A 15,132-nucleotide genomic window follows, 5' to 3' on the forward strand; every position below is an offset into this window, starting at 1 on the left:
GGGCGGGCCTCAGGCAGGGCGGGGGCGCATGACCAGCCAGATCAGCGCCCCGCCCGCCAGCGCCAGGAACGGCAGCATCGCCAGGTTCACCGCGTTCCAGCCCGCGACGATCGAGCCGCCCGAACAGTTCATCAGCCCGCCCGAGGACAGGGACGCCAGGAACACGCCGCCGAAGACCACGAAATCGTTCATGCCCTGCACCCGGCCGCGCTCATCGGGGGCATGGGCGCGGGTCAGCATGGTCGTGGCCCCGATATAGCCGAAGTTCCAGCCGATCCCCAGCAGGATCAGGGCGATGAAGAACTGCTCCAGCTCCACCCCGGACAGGGCGACGGCCCCGGCGGCGGCCAGGATCGCCAGGCCCAGGCCCACGATCGTCTCGGCCCCGAAGCGCGCGATCAGGTGGCCGGTGACGAAGCTGGGCGCGAACATGGCCAGCACATGCGCGCTGACGATATTGGCCGCATCCGCTGTGTCATAGCCGCAGCCCACCACCGCCAGGGGCGTCGATGTCATCACCAGGTTCATCAGCGCATAGGAGACCATGCCGCAGACCATCGCCACGGCGATGGCGGGGCTGCGCAGGATCTGCCCCATCGGGCGCCCGGTGGATGCGCCCGCCACCAGCGCGGGCGGTTTGGGGATGTCCAGGAAGGCGAACAGCAGCGGTCCGGCCAGGTTCAGGCCGATCACCGCCAGATAGGTCGCAAGGAACGGCACCGCGGTCAGGTCGCTGGTCAGGCGCACCAGCGCAGGCCCGATGATGGCGGCGGCCAGGCCCCCGGCCATGACCAGGCTGATGGCCTTGGGGGCGTAATCCTCGGGCGCGGTGTCAGTGGCGGCGAAGCGGTAGAAGCCCTGCGCCGACATGTAGATGCCGGTCAGGGTCGAGCCGACCATGAACAGCTCGAAGGAGCCCAGCCACAGCCCCGCCGCCGCGATGGCCGCGCCCATGGCCCCCGCCGCCACCGCCAGCAGGAACCCCGCCTGCCGCCCGCGCGCCTGCATGAAGCGCGCCAGGGGCCGCGCCGACAGGGTCGAGCCCAGGATGATCATCGACAGCGGCAGCGTCACGAGGCAGGGATGCGGCGACAGGATCTGTCCCGCCAGCCCGCCCACGATGAAGATGACCGACATCTGCGCGCCCAGGATCGCCTGGGCCAGCACCAGGACCGCGACGTTCCTGCGGGCGCGCGCCAGGTCCATGGTCAGCCGCGCAGGGCGGCGGCGGTGCGGGCGCGATCCTCGATCGCCTGCCAGTTGCCGGCGGCCATGTCGGCATCGGTCACGATCCAGCTGCCGCCGACGCAGACCACGTTGGGCAGGGACAGATAGCTGCCCGCGTTCTGGGGTGTCACGCCGCCCGTGGGGCAGAAGTTGATGCGGGGCAGGGGGCCTGCCAGCGATTTCAGCGCGGGCGCGCCGCCCACCGCCTCGGCCGGGAAGAACTTCAGCATGTCAAAGCCCGCATCGGCGGCGCGCATGACCTCGGAGGCGGTGACGGCGCCGGGCAGCAGCGGCAGGGCCAGATCCTCGCAGGCCGCGATCAGCCGGTCGGTCAGGCCGGGAGAGACCGCGAAGCTCGCGCCCGCATCCTTGGCGCGTTTTGCGTCATCCGGGGTCAGCACGGTGCCCGCGCCGACATGGCCGCCCGCGACGCCGCTCATGGCGCGGATCGCGTCCAGCGCCGCGTCCGAGCGCAGCGTCACCTCCAGCACCGGCAGGCCTCCCGCGACCAGCGCGCGGGCCAGCCCCTCGGCATGGGCTGCGTCCTTGATGACGATGACCGGGATGACCGGGGCCAACTGGCACAGGGCTTTCGTCTGCCGGGACTGATCTTGGGGGGTCATGGCGCACCTTCGGGACAGGGAAAAATCGCCCCGAACCTGAACCCCGGATGCGCCCGATGCAAGGGAAAGCGGCACCGCGCCACCATCTGTGTTACCGCTATCGGCAACAGGGCAACAGCCGCGGCCCGCGAATCCGCTTGCATCCGGGCGGGGCACCGGCTATGGCGCGCACACTTCACAGGCAGGGGCGGGCCCCGCGGGACATAGCCGCGACGGTCCACCGGTTGGGGCATCCGCCCTGAGATCCCCTGCCAAGGCGCAAACCGGAAAGGAACACGTTATGGCGCTTCCCGATTTCTCCATGCGTCAGCTGCTTGAAGCTGGCGTTCACTATGGCCACCAGACGCAGCGCTGGAACCCCCGCATGGGTGAGTTCATCTATGGCGAGCGCAACGGCATCCACATCCTGGACCTGACCCAGACCGTGCCGATGCTGGACGCCGCCCTGACCGTCGTCCGCGACACCGTCGCCAAGGGCGGCCGCGTGCTGTTCGTCGGCACCAAGCGCCAGGCCCAGAAGGCCATCGCCGAAGCCGCCGAGAAGTCCGCGCAGTTCTACATGAACCACCGCTGGCTGGGCGGCACGCTGACCAACTGGAAGACCGTCAGCCAGTCGATCAACCGCCTGAAGGCGATCGACGAGACCATGGCCGGCGGCGCCGAGGGCCTGACCAAGAAAGAGCGCCTGCAGCTGGAGCGCGAGCAGACCAAACTGCAAGCCTCGCTGGGCGGCATCCGCGACATGGGCGGCCTTCCCGACCTGCTGTTCGTCATCGACGTGAACAAGGAAGACCTGGCCATCCTGGAAGCCAAGAAGCTGGGCATCCCGGTCGTGGCCGTGGTCGACACCAACTGCTCGCCCGATGGCATCGACTACATCATCCCGGGCAATGACGACGCGGCCCGCGCCATCTCGCTCTATTGCGACCTGGTCAGCCGTGCGGCTCTGGACGGCATGTCCGCGCAGATGGGCGCCGCCGGCGTCGATCTGGGCTCGCTGGCCGAGGCCCCCGAGGAGCTGCTGGACGAGGCCGAGGCGCCCGCCGAGGCCTGATCCGTCCGGATCAACGATTTCACGGAATTGTCGTCAGGCGGGGATATGCCCCGCCTGACGCGTTGAACAGATAGGAGACGGATATGGCAATCACCGCAGCGATGGTGAAGGAACTGCGCGAGACCACCGGCGCAGGCATGATGGACGCCAAGAAGGCCCTGACCGAGAACGACGGCAACATGGAAGCCGCCATCGACTGGCTGCGCACCAAGGGCCTGGCGAAGGCCGCCAAGAAGGCCGACCGCGTCGCGGCCGAAGGTCTGGTGGGCGTGCAGGTCGAGGGTGGCCGCGGCGTCGCCGTGGAGATCAACTCCGAGACCGACTTCGTCGCCAAGAACGCCGACTTCCAGCAGCTGGTCCGTGACATCACCGCCGTGGCGCTGAAGGGTTCGGACGATGTCGAGGCGCTGAAGACCGCCGAGCTGGACGGCAAGCCCGTCGCCGACGTCGTCACCGGCGCCATCGCCCGCATCGGCGAGAACCTGACCCTGCGCCGCGTGCAGGTCCTGGAAGGCGAGACCGTCGTCTCCTACGTGCACAACGCCGCGGCCGAGGGCCTGGGCAAGATCGGCGTGCTGGTCGCGCTGTCGGGTCCGGCCGACAAGGCGCAGACCGTGGGCAAGCAGTTCGCGATGCACATCGCCGCGACCAGCCCCGTCTCGCTGTCCGAGGCGACGCTGGACCCGGCCGTGCTGGAGCGCGAGCTGCAGGTGCAGACCGCCAAGGCGCTGGAGGAGAACGCCTCCTCCGACAAGCCGAAGCCCGAGGCCGTCATCCAGAACAACATCATCCCGGGCCGGATGAAGAAGTTCGTGGCCGAGAACACCCTGCTGGGCCAGGCCTTCGTGATGAACCCCGACCTGACGGTCGGGCAGGCCGCCAAGGAATCCGGCGTCGAGATCACCGGCTATGCCCGCGTGATGGTCGGCGAGGGCATCGAGAAGAAGGAAGAGGATTTCGCGGCCGAGGTCGCCAAGACCCTCAGCGGCGCCTGATCCGTCCTTTTTCGATCTGATCTGCGGATGCCGGCCCCCAGGGGTCGGCATCTGTCGTTTGGGGGGACGATGCCCGGCCAAGGCAACGAGGCCGGACATCGCCTGTTCCTGGCACCAAGGTGCCACCTCACGGAACGGGATGATGTGACGCGAAACGCGGGCCGAAGGAAACGGTGGGAAACCCTACCTCGGCGCCGCGTTCCGGTCGCGTCCCGTGCCGCGCGCGCCCGGCAGGGCCCGCGTCGCGCGCGCGGGCTGAAACAGCTGATGCGTGACATGGGCCTTCAGCACGGCCTGGGGCGTCGTCTCGACCCCCAGGGCCTCGCGCGCCAGGCGCATGTGCTTTTCCACCGTGGCGGAAGTGATGCCCAGGATCGTCGCGATCTCGGCCACGGTCTTGCCGGCCGAGCGCCATCCCAGCACTTCGCGCTGACGCAGGGTCAGCACGGCGCCGTGGGGGTGGCGCTGCATCGTGGCCATGCGCATGTGCAGCACCCAGGCCAGGACCCGAACCTCGCGTCCCGTGCGCTGCCATCGGTCGCGCAGGTCCGCGTGATCGGCCCCCTGGAAGGGGATGACGATCACCGCGCCCGCCGTGTTCAGCACCTTGTCCCGCAGGCTGAGGATCTGCGCCTGCGCCAGCCCGTGCCGCTCGGCCAGCGCGAGCGAGGGCGAGGGCCGGCCCTGGTCGCGCAGCTCCTGCGCCGCGATGTCGCCGTCATGGGTCAGCGCCCATTCAATCCAGCCGTCGCGCTCCAGCGCGGGCAGCATCCTGATCTCGGCGATGAGGTCCATCGGCAGGTTGCTGAACAAAACTGGGTTCTCGCCCATCAGCGAGCGCGGCACCGACAGCATGAAGCGCGCCGCATAGACCGCATGGTCGAACCCCAGCTGCTGCACGGCCTCCAGGAAGGTGTTGCGAATGTCGGGAATGGTCCGGGCGTCCAGAAGGCGTTCGATGAAACCGGTCAACATCTATGTCTGCACTCAAATCATGGCTTAAAGACATATAGGACGTCGCCGGGGCGGCTTTGCCAAGGGCCAATCTGGCCAGAAGGTTACGGGTTCGTGATTGCGCGGCCTGCGATGCTGGACCTTCCGGGGGCGGATGTGTCATGGGGACCGCTGACAGACCCGTTGCCGGAGCCCGACCCATGCCCTTCATCATCGCCATCGACGGACCGGCCGCATCGGGCAAGGGGACCATCGCCCGCGCGCTGGCCGAACAGTTCGGGTTTCACCACCTGGATACCGGCCTCCTCTATCGCGCGACCGGCGCCAAGGGAGGCGATCCGGTGGCCGCGGCGCGCACGCTGACCCCGGCCGATCTGCAGCGCGACGACCTACGCAGCGCCGAGGCGGGGCAAGCCGCCAGCCGCATCGCCGCCATCCCCGAGGTGCGCGAGGCGCTGGTCGCGTTCCAGCATCGCTTCGCCGCGCAGGAGCCGGGCGCGGTCCTCGATGGGCGCGACATCGGCACGGTCATCTGCCCGGATGCGGCGGTGAAGCTCTATGTCGTGGCCTCGGACGAGATCCGGGCCGCGCGCCGCGCCGCCGAACTGGGCGCCGACCCCGCCGAGATGCTGGCCCAGCTGCGCGAACGCGACCTGCGCGACAGCCAGCGCGCGACCGCGCCCCTGCGCCCCGCCGACGATGCGGTGGTGCTGGACACCAGCACCCTGAGCATCAGTGATGCCGTCGCCGCCGCCATCGCCCATGTGGAGCGGGTGCGCGGCTGATCCTCAGGGGGCGATGATCTCGAACTTCGCGACATCGACCATGCCGCGATCGGTGATCTTCAGCGCGGGAATGACCGGCAGGGCCAGGAAGGCCAGCTGCAGGAACGGCTCCTCCAGCGTCGTTCCCAGGGTCCGGGCCGCCTCGCGCAGGGCGATCAGCGTGTCGCGCACGGTCTCGAACGGCTCCAGGCTCATCAGCCCCGCGACGGGCAGGGGCAGCTCGGCCAGGATTCGGCCGTCGCAGGCCACGACGAAGCCCCCCTCCAGATCGGTCAGCCGGTTGGCCGCCAGCGCCATGTCGGCGTAATCGACGCCCACCACGGCGATGTTGTGATGGTCGTGGCACAGGGTCGAGGCGATGGCCCCGCGCGCCAGCCCGAACCCCTGCACAAAGCCCGTGGCGATGTTGCCGTTGCGTCCATGCCGTTCGATCACCGCGATGCGGGACAGATCGCGCGCGGGGTCGGGGCGCTTGTCGCCGTCCTGCGGCGGGATGTCATGGGTCAGGTGTTCGGTGATGATCTTGCCTTCCAGGATGCCGATCACCGGGGTCTCCGTGCGGTTGCCGGTGCAGCGGAAATCCTGCGGGCCTACCCTGGGCGCCTTGACCGAGGCGCGGCCCACCGGGGCCACCGTCCCGCGCGCGGCGAAGACCGCGTCATCGACCACCCGCCCGCCGGTCAGGACCAGCTGCGCGTGGCACCCCTCCAGGCTGTCGATGGCCACGATGTCGGCGCGCAGGCCCGGCGCGATCAGTCCGCGATCCTTCAGCCCGAAGGCCTCGGCCGCCGAGAGCGACGCCGCGCGATAGGCCGCCAGCGGCGCGGTGCCAAGCGCGATCAGGCGGCGGATCATGTAGTCCAGATGCCCATGCTCTCCGATGTCCAGCGGGTTGCGGTCGTCGGTGCACAGGCACAGATAGGGGCTGGTCGTATCCGTCAGGATCGGCTGCAGCGCGTCCAGGTCCTTGCTGACGGACCCTTCGCGGATCAGCACCCGCATTCCCTTGCGCAGCTTCTCCAGCGCTTCGTCGGCGGTCGTGGCCTCATGCTCGGTGCGGATGCCGGCGGCGACATAGGCGTTCAGGTCCAGACCCGTCAGCTGCGGGCAATGCCCGTCGATATGACCGCCCGCGAACAGGCGCAGCTTGGCCATGGCGGCCGGATCGCGATGGATGATGCCGGGATAGTTCATGAACTCGGCCAGCCCGATGGCCGAAGGGTGGCCCATCACCTGCGCCAGATCCCCGGCCTCGATCCGCGCGCCCGATGTCTCCATCTCGGTGGACGGCACGCAGGAGGACAGCTGCACCCGCAGGTCCATCAGCAGATGCTCGGTGGCCGCCTGGAAATAGCGGATGCCGTCCAGGCCGATGACATTGGCGATCTCGTGCGGGTCGCAGATGGCGGTGGTGACGCCGCGGGGCGTCACGCAGCGGTCGAATTCGAAGGGCGTGACCAGGCTGCTTTCGACATGCAGATGCGTGTCGATGAAGCCCGGCACCAGGATCAGCCCGGTGACGTCGATCATGCGGTCGGCGGCGTAATCGCCGATGCCTGCGATCCGGTCGCCAGAGATCGCCACGTCGCCCGTCATCATCGTGCCGGTGATCAGATCGAAGACCCGGGCGCCGCGCAGGATCAGGTCGGCGGGCTGATCGCCCCGGGCCACGGCGATGCGGCGTTCCAGATCATCCATCACTCTCTCCTGTCCGTTTGCGGCACATGACCGCAAACGGGCCCCAAGGTCCAGTGACCGCTCAGGGGTTCCAGCGCAGGAAGTTGGCGATCAGGCGCAGGCCCACGGCCTGCGATTTCTCGGGGTGGAACTGGGTGCCGACGATGTTGTCGCGTCCGACCACCGCCGTCACCGGCCCGCCGTAATCGACATGGGCCAGAAGATGCGCGGGGTCGGCCACCTGGAACTGCCAGCTGTGGACGAAATAGGCGTGATCGCCGGTCGCGATCCCCTCCAGCACGGGGTGGGGGCGGTCGATGACCAGATCGTTCCAGCCCATATGCGGCACCTTGAGGCCCGGAGCGGCGATGGCGCGGATCTCTCCGCCGATCCAGTCCAGGCCGGGCGTCTCGCGGTATTCGTGGCCGGTGGTGGCCAGCATCTGCATGCCGACGCAGATGCCCATGAAGGGCACGCCGCGGGTCAGGACGGCGTCGCGGATCGCCTCGGCCATGCCGTCCACCTCGCCCAGGGCGGTGCGGCAGGCGGGGAAGGCCCCGTCGCCGGGCAGCACGATGCGGTCGGCGCGGGCGGCGACTTCGGGGTCCGAGGTCACGACGACCTCCGCGCCCGCGTCGCGGCCCATCAGCTGGAACGCCTTTTCGGCCGAATGCAGGTTGCCGCTGTCGTAATCGACCAGCGCGACCCGCATCACAGCGCCCCCTTGGTCGAGGGCAGCACGCCCGCCATGCGCGGATCGGGCTCTACCGCTTCGCGGAGCGCGCGGGCAACGGCCTTGAAGGCGGCCTCGGCGATGTGGTGGCTGTTCAGCCCGTGCAGGCGGTCCACATGCAGCGTGATGCCGCCATGCGTGGACAGCGCCTGGAAGAATTCGCGCACCAGTTCGGTGTCGAAGGTGCCGATCTTCTGGGACGGGAAATCCACGTTCCAGACCAGATAGGGCCGCGCCGACAGGTCCAGCGCCGCGCGGACCAGCGAATCGTCCATGGCCAGCAGGAAGCTGCCGTAACGGCGGATGCCCTTCTTGTCGCTCAGTGCCGCGACCAGGGCCTGGCCGATGGCGATGCCTGTATCCTCGACCGTGTGGTGGTCGTCGATGTGCAGGTCGCCATCCGCGCGGATGGTCATGTCGATCAGCGAATGGCGCGACAGCTGGTCCAGCATGTGATCGAAGAAGCCCACGCCGGTCCGGTTGTCATAGACCCCGGTGCCGTCGAGGTTCAGCGTCACCTCGATCGCGGTTTCCGAGGTCTTGCGGGTGATGGTCGCCTGGCGCATGGGATGTCCTTCCTGTCAGGCGGCCTTATAGGCGCGCGCGTCCGATCCGCCAAGATGGTGCCTGCCATTGGCCCTGCGCGGGAACAAATCGGGCTGCGGTGGCTTTTCTCACCGGAATGTGAGACATACGACGCCTTCCGCGGCGGTTTTCCGCCAAGGGTCCTTGGACCTGCCACCCGATCAAGACGCAATCTGAAAGGGACAGATGTCACAGACACCCCCAAAGCCGCCGGCGACGCCCGGCGGACCGAACCGCCAGCACGAGGCGCTGAGCGGACGCTATCCCCCGCAGACGGACCGCAGCGTCCCCGAACCCGCCCCGGATGAGGGCGTCGAGCCCCTACCCGAACCCGAAGGCCCGACCCAGATCATCGAGACCGACTACACGATCGGTCAGGACAACATCGAGGGGCGCGCGCCATTCGCCTTCGACATCCACAACCCGGTCTTCGGTATCTCGGCCGTGGCGGTCGTGCTGTTCACCGCCGTCACGCTGATCTTTCCCGCGCAGCTGGAGCCGTTCTTCGGCAGCCTGCGCGACGGGCTGACCGCTAATCTGGACTGGTTCTTCATGCTGGCGGGCAACCTCTTCGTGCTGCTGTGCCTGGGGCTGATCCTTTCGCCGCTGGGCAAGGTGCGCCTTGGCGGCCCGGAGGCCACGCCGGACTTCAGCTTGACCGGCTGGTTCGCGATGCTGTTTGCGGCCGGCATGGGCATCGGCCTGATGTTCTATGGCGTCAGCGAGCCGCTGGGCCATTTCGAGGCCGCCTTGGGCGGCGTCACCACCGAGGACGGGCTGCGCACCGACTGGGCGCCGCTGGGCGGGGCCGAGGACGATGCGGACGCCGCCCGCCGCATCGGGATGGCCGCGACCATCTTCCACTGGGGCCTGCACCCCTGGGCGATCTATGCGGTCGTGGCGCTGTCGCTGGCGCTGTTCGCGTTCAACAAGGGTCTGCCGCTGACGCTGCGGTCGGTCTTCCACCCGATCTTCGGAGAGCGGATCTGGGGCTGGCCGGGCCATGTCATCGACATCCTGGCGGTGCTGGCCACCATCTTCGGCCTGGCGACGTCGCTGGGGCTGGGGGCCGAACAGGCATCGGCGGGGCTGACGCATCTCTTCGGGCTGCCCGATGGCGACGTGACCAAGGTCGTGCTGATCGTGCTGATCACGCTGGTCGCCGGAGCCTCGGTGGTCCTTGGCGTCGAGAAGGGCGTCAAGCGCCTGTCCGAGATCAACATGGTGCTGGCGCTGCTGCTTCTGGTCTTCGTGATCGCGCTGGGGCCGACGCTGGTCATCCTGACGGACTTCTTCAGCAACCTAGGCGCCTATGCGACCGAGCTGGTGCCGCTGTCGAACCCGTTCGGGCGCGACGACGACAACTTCCGCCACGGCTGGACGGCGTTCTACTGGGCCTGGTGGATCAGCTGGTCGCCCTTCGTCGGCATGTTCATCGCGCGCGTCAGCCGCGGCCGCAGCGTGCGGCAGTTCCTGATCGCGGTGCTGATCGTGCCCTCGCTGATCTCGGTGCTGTGGATGACGGCGCTGGGCGGCACGGCGATCGACATGACGGTCGCGGGCTTCTCGGGCATCCTGGATGCGCCGCTGGAGCTGGAGCTGTTCGAGATGTTGGCCCAGCTTCCGCTGGCCTCGATCACCTCGCTGGTGGGCATCGTGCTGGTCATCGTGTTCTTCGTGACCTCCTCGGACAGCGGATCGCTGGTCATCGACACCATCGCCGCGGGCGGCAAGATCAACGCCCCCATCGCGCAGCGCATCTTCTGGGTCGCGATCGAGGGCGCGGTCGCCATCGCCCTGATGATGGGCGGAGGGCTGATCGCGCTGCAGGCCATGGCGGTGTCGACGGGCTTCCCCTTCGCCATCGTCCTGCTGGGCGCGTCCTTCGCGCTGGTCAAGGGGCTGATGGCCGAGCGGCGCGAACTGCGCTGACGGGGACGCGACCTGCAAGACAGGGGAATGGGCGGGTTTTCCCGCCCGTTCTTGCATGAGCCGGCCCGCGATGCGAAAACGGACCGACAGCACAGCGAAGGACCCGCGCCGATGAGCGACATCACAGCCAGCGAACGCCGCCTCAGCGCCGCGCTTGACCGGATGGACCAGCTGCTGGACGCGGGCCTTCCGGGCCGCGCCGACACGGGCGTGATCGCGGAGCTGACGCGGCAGCGCGACGAGGCGCTGGCCCGGCTGGCCGATGAGCCCGGCGATGCCTCAGACGCCACCGCCGACAGCGCGGATCTCAGCGGGCTGCAGGCGCGCTTGGACGCCGCGACCGAACAGGCGGCCGCGCTGGCGCGCGCCAACGACGTGCTGATCGCGGCCAATCGCGACCTGATGGAAGCGCAGGAGACCGGCGGCATCGGACCCGACGAACAGATGGCCGCGCTGGAGGCCGAGTTGGACGCGCTGCGCGCGGCCCGCGCCGCCGAGATGGCGCAGATGAGCGAGATCATGACCGAACTGGAGCGGCTGCTGGCGGACGAACCCGCGATCCTGGAGCCCGCATCCGCCCCATCCGACGAGGAACGCTGACATGGCCGAGGTCGAATTCACCATCGGACACAAGGAATACCGCGTCGGCGCCGCCGACGGCGAGGAGCGCCTGCTGGCGCGCGCCGCGCAGATCCTGGACGGCGAGGCCCGCCAGATCCTGGAGCAGGCGGGCCGTGTCCCCGAGCCGCGCCTGCTGCTGCTGGCGGGGCTGATGCTGGCCGACCGCTTCGCCACGCTGGAGGAGCGCGCCGAGAAGGCCGAGCGTCACGTCACCCGCCTTCAGCAGAACCCGCCCCGCGTCGAGGTCCCGGTCATTCCGGCCGACCTGCGCGAGGCGATGGCCGAACTGGCCGCCCGCGCCGAATCCCTGGCCGACCGGCTGGAGGAACAGCGCCGCGGGGACGCGGAGTGACGCCTGCCTGTCGCGCGGCGCCCCTTGCCCTGATCCTGGCCCTGGCCGGATGTGCGACGCCGCAGCCGGGTTGGCTGGGCCTGCCGCGCCATGACGTGACCGCGGGCGGCATTCGCATGGCCGTCTATCTGCGCGGCGACGAGGCGCAGGTGATCCGTCTGGACCGCGCCCGCCGCGCCGACCGGCCCCGCGTCCGGGCCGCCATGCTGGAGGCCGCGTCCCGCGCCAGCGGCTGCACGGCGGTTCCGGGCAGCCTGCGCCCGCAGGGCGGGACGGATTCCGCCGTGGCGCTGGTCGCGTTGGACTGCCCCCAGGGCTGAGGCGCGTCAGGCCAGGAAGGCCGCCAGCGTCTCGGCCACGGCCTCGGGCGCATCGGCATGCAGCCAGTGCCCGGCATCCTTCAGCGTCACGATGCGGACCTGCGGGAAATGCGCCCTCAGCTCGGCCTCTCCGGCAGCGTCGACGTAATCGGACCGTGCGCCGCGCAGCGCCATGACGGGGCCGTCGAAGCGGGCCTTGGGCGCATCCTCGGGCCAGCCCACGATCTGCGGCATCGCGGCGCGCAGCGCGGTCAGGTTCAGCCGCCAGGTGGGCGGGCGCGCCTTGAGGTCCAGGTTCTGCAGCAGGAAGGCGCGCACGCCCGCATCGGGCACCCGCCCGGCCAGCGCCGCGTCGGCCTGGGAGCGCCGCTCGAGCCCGGTCAGGTCCAGCGATTCCATCGCGTCGATATGCACGGCCTGATCGTGACGATAGGGCAGGGGCGCGATGTCCATGACGACCAGCCGCCGCACCAGCGCGGGCCGGGTCAGCGCCAGCAGCATCGCCGCCTTGCCGCCCATCGAATGGCCCACCAGATCGACGCGACCGCCCAGGTCCGCGATCAGCTGGGCCAGGTCCTCGGCCAAGGCCGGGTAATCGGCGCGCGCGTCATGCGGGCTGTCGCCGTGGTTGCGCAGATCGACGGTGGCCACGCGGCGGGTTTGGGCCAGCCGGCGCGCCTGCGCGCCCAGGTTGCGGCCCTGGCCGAACAGGCCGTGGACCAGCAGCACCGGCAGGTCGCCCTCGGGGCCGGAAAGGGTGTGATTCAGTTTCATCCGGGCAGCTTACGGCGTCTGGCGCGCGGGAACCATCCCGTCTATCGTGCCGCCATGATGCGCAAGGCTCACAGCTTCGAAGACATCCCCGTCATGGCCGACGAGATCGCCGACCTGATCGCGTCCCGCTTCGGCGGTGCCCGGCGGGGTGAGCGTCCGGACCTGGAGTTGATGCTGCGCCGTCGCGGCGGCGCGCTGCCGGCGCGACTGCGCCGCCGCGCCGCCCGCCTGGCCGAGGCGCAGCGCCTGTCCCGCCAGCCCCGCGTCGCCCGCCAGCTGCCGCTGGACCGCCTGTCGCGCGACCATGCCGCGCTGAGCGCGCATCTGCGCCCCCTGGGCGGGGCCGCGCGCCTGCGAGGCAGGGCGGTCAGCATCGCCGCATCCGTGGCCTTTGCGCTGCTGATGGTGGGGGCGCTGTCCATCTGGGTCGCGCTGCGGCAGGGCTGGATCTGACGGGCGCCTTGCACAAGCTGCAAGGCTGTCCTGACGCCCCGGGGGCTTGCCAAGCCCGCCGCAAGCTGATGTGAGGGCCGCGACCCCCGACCCGTGCCGCAGGACCGTGCCATGACCGCGACCCCCGATTTCCGCGCCGCCATCCTGGCGCTGGCCCTTGGCGCCTTTGCCATCGGAACCTCCGAATTCGCGGCGATGGGCCTTCTGCCCTATTTCGCCGCCGACCTGTCGCTGACCGAACCGCAGGCGGGCCATGTCATCAGCGCCTATGCGATGGGCGTCGTGGTCGGCGCGCCGCTGACCGCCATGCTGGGCGCGCGGCTGCCGCGGCGGCGGTTCCTGGCGGCGCTGATGGCGTTCTATGGCGTGATGAACCTGGCGGCGGCGGTCATGCCGGGGCTGGCGGCGCTGACGGGGACGCGGTTCCTGGCGGGCCTGCCGCATGGCGGGTTCCTGGGCGTGGCGATGCTCTATGCCGCCGATGCGCTGCCCGCGGGCCAGCGGGCGCGGGGGGCGGCGCGGGTGCTGCTGGGCCTGACCGTCGCCAATATCGTGGGCGTGCCGCTGGCGGGCTGGATGGGGCAGAGCATCGGCTGGCGGTGGGGCTTTGCGCTGCCCGGCGTCATCGCGCTGCTCTCGGCCTGGCTGATCCTGCGCGTGGCGCCGCGGGTGGGCGGCAACCCCGACGCGCGCCCCTGGGACGAGCTGGCGGCGCTGCGCAATCCGCGCGTGCTCTGGGTGCTGGCCGTGGGGGCCATCGGCTTTGGCGGGCTGTTCGCGGTCTATGCCTTCCTGACGGCGGCGATCCTGGCCACGACCGCGGCGCCGGGCTGGGTCATCCCGCTGACGCTGGCGGTGTTCGGCCTGGGCGGGACCCTGGGCACCTGGGGCGCGGGGCGCCTGACCGAGATCCTGGGCATCGACCGCGCCGCCTATGCCAGCCTCGCGGCCATGGCGGCGACGCAGGCCTTTGCGGCGCTGGTCGTGGGGAACTGGCCGCTGATGGTGCTCTCGTCCTTCCTCATCGCGGCCGGGGCCGGGCTGGTCATTCCGCTGCAGACGCGGCTGATGGACGTGGCGGGGTCCGCGCAGAACATGGCCGCGGCCATGAACCACGCGGCCTTCAACGCCGCCAACGCGCTTGGGCCGTTCCTGGCCGGGCTGGCGCTGGCGGCGGGCTGGGGCTGGCGCGCGCCGGGGCTGGTGGGCGTCGCGCTTACGGCTGCGGGGGCCGTCGTTCTGACAATCGCGATCCGGCAGGACCGGAGAGCACGGGTGGCGGCAGCGCCCGCAGAATGACCTGCCGCGAGGTCGAGGCGAACTCGCGCCGCCACGTCACCCACAGCACGACCGCCGTGCCCAGAAGCAGCGTCCAGGCCCCGGTCAGCCAGCACAGCGCCGCCAGCGCGAAATAGACGCTGCGCAGCCCCGCGTTAAAGCTGCGCGCGGCGGTGATGTTCAGGTCGGCCGCCTGCATGGCGCGCTCCATCGCCTCGGGGTCGTCATGGCGGTTCGGGACCGCCGCCATCATCACGGCGCAGTAACCAAACAGCCGGTGCGCCCACACGAATTTCAGGAAGGCGTTCACCACGAAGAACATCGGCACCAGCAGGCGCAGCTCCCACCCGGTCTCGGCCGGGTTCAGCTCCAGGCCGCTGGCGATGGCGCGGACCCGTTCGCCATTGCCGATCAGCGCCAGCAGGCCGCCCGTGGCGATCATGCAGGCGCTGGCGAAGAAGGCCGTGCCCTCGCGCAGGCTGGCCAGGATGTTGCCGTCGAAGATGCGCGGCTCGCGGCTGACGAAATGGCGCATCCATTCCCGGCGAAAGCGGATCATCAGCACCGAGACCGAAGGCCGTCCCGCGGGCGGACGCTCGATGATCCAGCCGATGCCCAGCCAGGCCGCGAACAGAAGCATCAGCGCCGCCAGGTCGGCCAGCGCCACGGAAGAGTCGAGAATGTCGGCCGTCAGGGTCATGACGCGACATTAGGGCCGCCGCCTTCGGCTTGAAACCCCCCGACGGGCTGCCTATCGTGCAAAAGACAC

The 15,132-nt window shown here is 69.9% G+C and carries 17 protein-coding genes; 9 read left to right on the forward strand and 8 right to left on the reverse strand.

Annotation, left to right across the window (positions count from 1 at the left end):
* Window positions 1-9 precede the first annotated feature (9 nt).
* Together AC2SGK_RS01975 and eda are read right to left on the reverse strand one after the other, a co-directional pair.
* Window positions 10-1,206: an MFS transporter gene (locus AC2SGK_RS01975; RefSeq protein ID WP_488321927.1), complete on the reverse strand. Its 1,197-nt coding sequence runs from the start codon at window positions 1,204-1,206 to the stop codon at window positions 10-12.
* A gap of 2 nt (window positions 1,207-1,208) precedes the next feature.
* Entirely contained in the window at window positions 1,209-1,850 is a 642-nt protein-coding gene (gene eda, locus AC2SGK_RS01980) for a bifunctional 4-hydroxy-2-oxoglutarate aldolase/2-dehydro-3-deoxy-phosphogluconate aldolase (RefSeq protein ID WP_488321928.1), read from the reverse strand.
* Between the two features lie 280 nt (window positions 1,851-2,130).
* Between eda and rpsB the strand changes: the two genes are divergently transcribed.
* The gene (gene rpsB, locus AC2SGK_RS01985; RefSeq protein ID WP_488321929.1) at window positions 2,131-2,904 is read left to right on the forward strand and encodes a 30S ribosomal protein S2; all 774 of its coding nucleotides are present in this window, start codon (window positions 2,131-2,133) and stop codon (window positions 2,902-2,904) included.
* A gap of 83 nt (window positions 2,905-2,987) precedes the next feature.
* The gene (tsf, locus tag AC2SGK_RS01990) at window positions 2,988-3,899 is read left to right on the forward strand and encodes a translation elongation factor Ts (protein ID WP_488321930.1); all 912 of its coding nucleotides are present in this window, start codon (window positions 2,988-2,990) and stop codon (window positions 3,897-3,899) included.
* 183 nt (window positions 3,900-4,082) lie between these two features.
* Here tsf and AC2SGK_RS01995 read toward each other — a convergent pair whose 3' ends face one another.
* Window positions 4,083-4,874, reverse strand: coding sequence for a helix-turn-helix transcriptional regulator (locus AC2SGK_RS01995; RefSeq protein WP_488321931.1), 792 nt, complete (start codon window positions 4,872-4,874; stop codon window positions 4,083-4,085).
* Window positions 4,875-5,053: 179 nt separating this feature from the next.
* On the opposite strand from AC2SGK_RS01995, the gene AC2SGK_RS02000 reads away from it, so the two are divergent.
* Window positions 5,054-5,638: a (d)CMP kinase gene (locus AC2SGK_RS02000; RefSeq protein ID WP_488321932.1), complete on the forward strand. Its 585-nt coding sequence runs from the start codon at window positions 5,054-5,056 to the stop codon at window positions 5,636-5,638.
* Window positions 5,639-5,641: 3 nt separating this feature from the next.
* On the opposite strand, the gene ade is transcribed toward AC2SGK_RS02000, so the two are convergent.
* From ade to hisB, 3 genes are all read right to left on the reverse strand, one after another.
* Window positions 5,642-7,336, reverse strand: a complete 1,695-nt coding sequence (ade, locus tag AC2SGK_RS02005; RefSeq protein WP_488321933.1) for an adenine deaminase — start codon at window positions 7,334-7,336, stop codon at window positions 5,642-5,644.
* A gap of 61 nt (window positions 7,337-7,397) precedes the next feature.
* Window positions 7,398-8,027 carry an imidazole glycerol phosphate synthase subunit HisH gene (hisH, locus tag AC2SGK_RS02010; protein WP_488321934.1) on the reverse strand — a complete coding sequence of 210 codons (630 nt, stop codon included), beginning with the start codon at window positions 8,025-8,027 and terminating at the stop codon, window positions 7,398-7,400.
* Complete coding sequence (gene hisB, locus AC2SGK_RS02015) at window positions 8,027-8,614, reverse strand: imidazoleglycerol-phosphate dehydratase HisB (RefSeq protein ID WP_488321935.1); 588 nt, start codon at window positions 8,612-8,614, stop codon at window positions 8,027-8,029. The genes hisH and hisB overlap by 1 nt, the downstream gene beginning before the upstream one ends.
* A 205-nt stretch (window positions 8,615-8,819) precedes the next feature.
* Here hisB and AC2SGK_RS02020 point away from each other — a divergent pair, with 205 nt between their 5' ends.
* The 4 genes from AC2SGK_RS02020 to AC2SGK_RS02035 all read left to right on the forward strand — a co-directional run bounded on the left by AC2SGK_RS02020 (window position 8,820) and on the right by AC2SGK_RS02035 (window position 11,858).
* The gene (locus AC2SGK_RS02020) at window positions 8,820-10,565 is read left to right on the forward strand and encodes a BCCT family transporter (protein ID WP_488321936.1); all 1,746 of its coding nucleotides are present in this window, start codon (window positions 8,820-8,822) and stop codon (window positions 10,563-10,565) included.
* 111 nt (window positions 10,566-10,676) lie between these two features.
* Entirely contained in the window at window positions 10,677-11,165 is a 489-nt protein-coding gene (locus tag AC2SGK_RS02025) for a hypothetical protein (RefSeq protein WP_488321937.1), read from the forward strand.
* 1 nt (window position 11,166) lies between these two features.
* Complete coding sequence (zapA, locus tag AC2SGK_RS02030; protein ID WP_488321938.1) at window positions 11,167-11,538, forward strand: cell division protein ZapA; 372 nt, start codon at window positions 11,167-11,169, stop codon at window positions 11,536-11,538.
* Window positions 11,535-11,858 carry a hypothetical protein gene (locus AC2SGK_RS02035; protein ID WP_488321939.1) on the forward strand — a complete coding sequence of 108 codons (324 nt, stop codon included), beginning with the start codon at window positions 11,535-11,537 and terminating at the stop codon, window positions 11,856-11,858. Before zapA ends, AC2SGK_RS02035 begins: the two co-directional genes overlap by 4 nt.
* A gap of 6 nt (window positions 11,859-11,864) precedes the next feature.
* On the opposite strand, the gene AC2SGK_RS02040 is transcribed toward AC2SGK_RS02035, so the two are convergent.
* Window positions 11,865-12,632 carry an alpha/beta fold hydrolase gene (locus tag AC2SGK_RS02040; RefSeq protein WP_488321940.1) on the reverse strand — a complete coding sequence of 256 codons (768 nt, stop codon included), beginning with the start codon at window positions 12,630-12,632 and terminating at the stop codon, window positions 11,865-11,867.
* A gap of 54 nt (window positions 12,633-12,686) precedes the next feature.
* Between AC2SGK_RS02040 and AC2SGK_RS02045 the strand changes: the two genes are divergently transcribed.
* A complete protein-coding gene (locus AC2SGK_RS02045) occupies window positions 12,687-13,085 on the forward strand; it encodes a hypothetical protein (protein ID WP_488321941.1) in 399 nt (132 codons plus the stop codon).
* A 111-nt stretch (window positions 13,086-13,196) separates the two neighbouring features.
* A complete protein-coding gene (locus tag AC2SGK_RS02050) occupies window positions 13,197-14,384 on the forward strand; it encodes an MFS transporter (protein ID WP_488321942.1) in 1,188 nt (395 codons plus the stop codon).
* Here the strand turns inward: AC2SGK_RS02050 and AC2SGK_RS02055 are convergent.
* Window positions 14,302-15,063, reverse strand: coding sequence for a DUF599 domain-containing protein (locus AC2SGK_RS02055; RefSeq protein ID WP_488321943.1), 762 nt, complete (start codon window positions 15,061-15,063; stop codon window positions 14,302-14,304). The genes AC2SGK_RS02050 and AC2SGK_RS02055 overlap by 83 nt on opposite strands.
* Between the last annotated feature and the right edge of the window lie 69 nt (window positions 15,064-15,132).

The organism is Paracoccus sp. NIOT.M2S5SZ12, from assembly GCF_057748165.1.

What these genes read in the sequence shown, in the direction of transcription:
- zapA (WP_488321938.1), top strand. Translation starts at nt 11,167, where the DNA reads ATGGCCGAGGTCGAATTCACCATCGGACACAAGGAATACCGCGTCGGC.
- AC2SGK_RS02020 (WP_488321936.1), top strand. Translation starts at nt 8,820, where the DNA reads ATGTCACAGACACCCCCAAAGCCGCCGGCGACGCCCGGCGGACCGAAC.
- ade (WP_488321933.1), bottom strand. Translation starts at nt 7,336, where the DNA reads ATGGATGATCTGGAACGCCGCATCGCCGTGGCCCGGGGCGATCAGCCC.
- hisB (WP_488321935.1), bottom strand. Translation starts at nt 8,614, where the DNA reads ATGCGCCAGGCGACCATCACCCGCAAGACCTCGGAAACCGCGATCGAG.
- AC2SGK_RS02000 (WP_488321932.1), top strand. Translation starts at nt 5,054, where the DNA reads ATGCCCTTCATCATCGCCATCGACGGACCGGCCGCATCGGGCAAGGGG.
- AC2SGK_RS01975 (WP_488321927.1), bottom strand. Translation starts at nt 1,206, where the DNA reads ATGGACCTGGCGCGCGCCCGCAGGAACGTCGCGGTCCTGGTGCTGGCC.
- rpsB (WP_488321929.1), top strand. Translation starts at nt 2,131, where the DNA reads ATGGCGCTTCCCGATTTCTCCATGCGTCAGCTGCTTGAAGCTGGCGTT.
- AC2SGK_RS02055 (WP_488321943.1), bottom strand. Translation starts at nt 15,063, where the DNA reads ATGACCCTGACGGCCGACATTCTCGACTCTTCCGTGGCGCTGGCCGAC.
- AC2SGK_RS01995 (WP_488321931.1), bottom strand. Translation starts at nt 4,874, where the DNA reads ATGTTGACCGGTTTCATCGAACGCCTTCTGGACGCCCGGACCATTCCC.
- eda (WP_488321928.1), bottom strand. Translation starts at nt 1,850, where the DNA reads ATGACCCCCCAAGATCAGTCCCGGCAGACGAAAGCCCTGTGCCAGTTG.
- AC2SGK_RS02050 (WP_488321942.1), top strand. Translation starts at nt 13,197, where the DNA reads ATGACCGCGACCCCCGATTTCCGCGCCGCCATCCTGGCGCTGGCCCTT.
- AC2SGK_RS02045 (WP_488321941.1), top strand. Translation starts at nt 12,687, where the DNA reads ATGATGCGCAAGGCTCACAGCTTCGAAGACATCCCCGTCATGGCCGAC.
- AC2SGK_RS02040 (WP_488321940.1), bottom strand. Translation starts at nt 12,632, where the DNA reads ATGAAACTGAATCACACCCTTTCCGGCCCCGAGGGCGACCTGCCGGTG.
- tsf (WP_488321930.1), top strand. Translation starts at nt 2,988, where the DNA reads ATGGCAATCACCGCAGCGATGGTGAAGGAACTGCGCGAGACCACCGGC.
- hisH (WP_488321934.1), bottom strand. Translation starts at nt 8,027, where the DNA reads ATGCGGGTCGCGCTGGTCGATTACGACAGCGGCAACCTGCATTCGGCC.
- AC2SGK_RS02025 (WP_488321937.1), top strand. Translation starts at nt 10,677, where the DNA reads ATGAGCGACATCACAGCCAGCGAACGCCGCCTCAGCGCCGCGCTTGAC.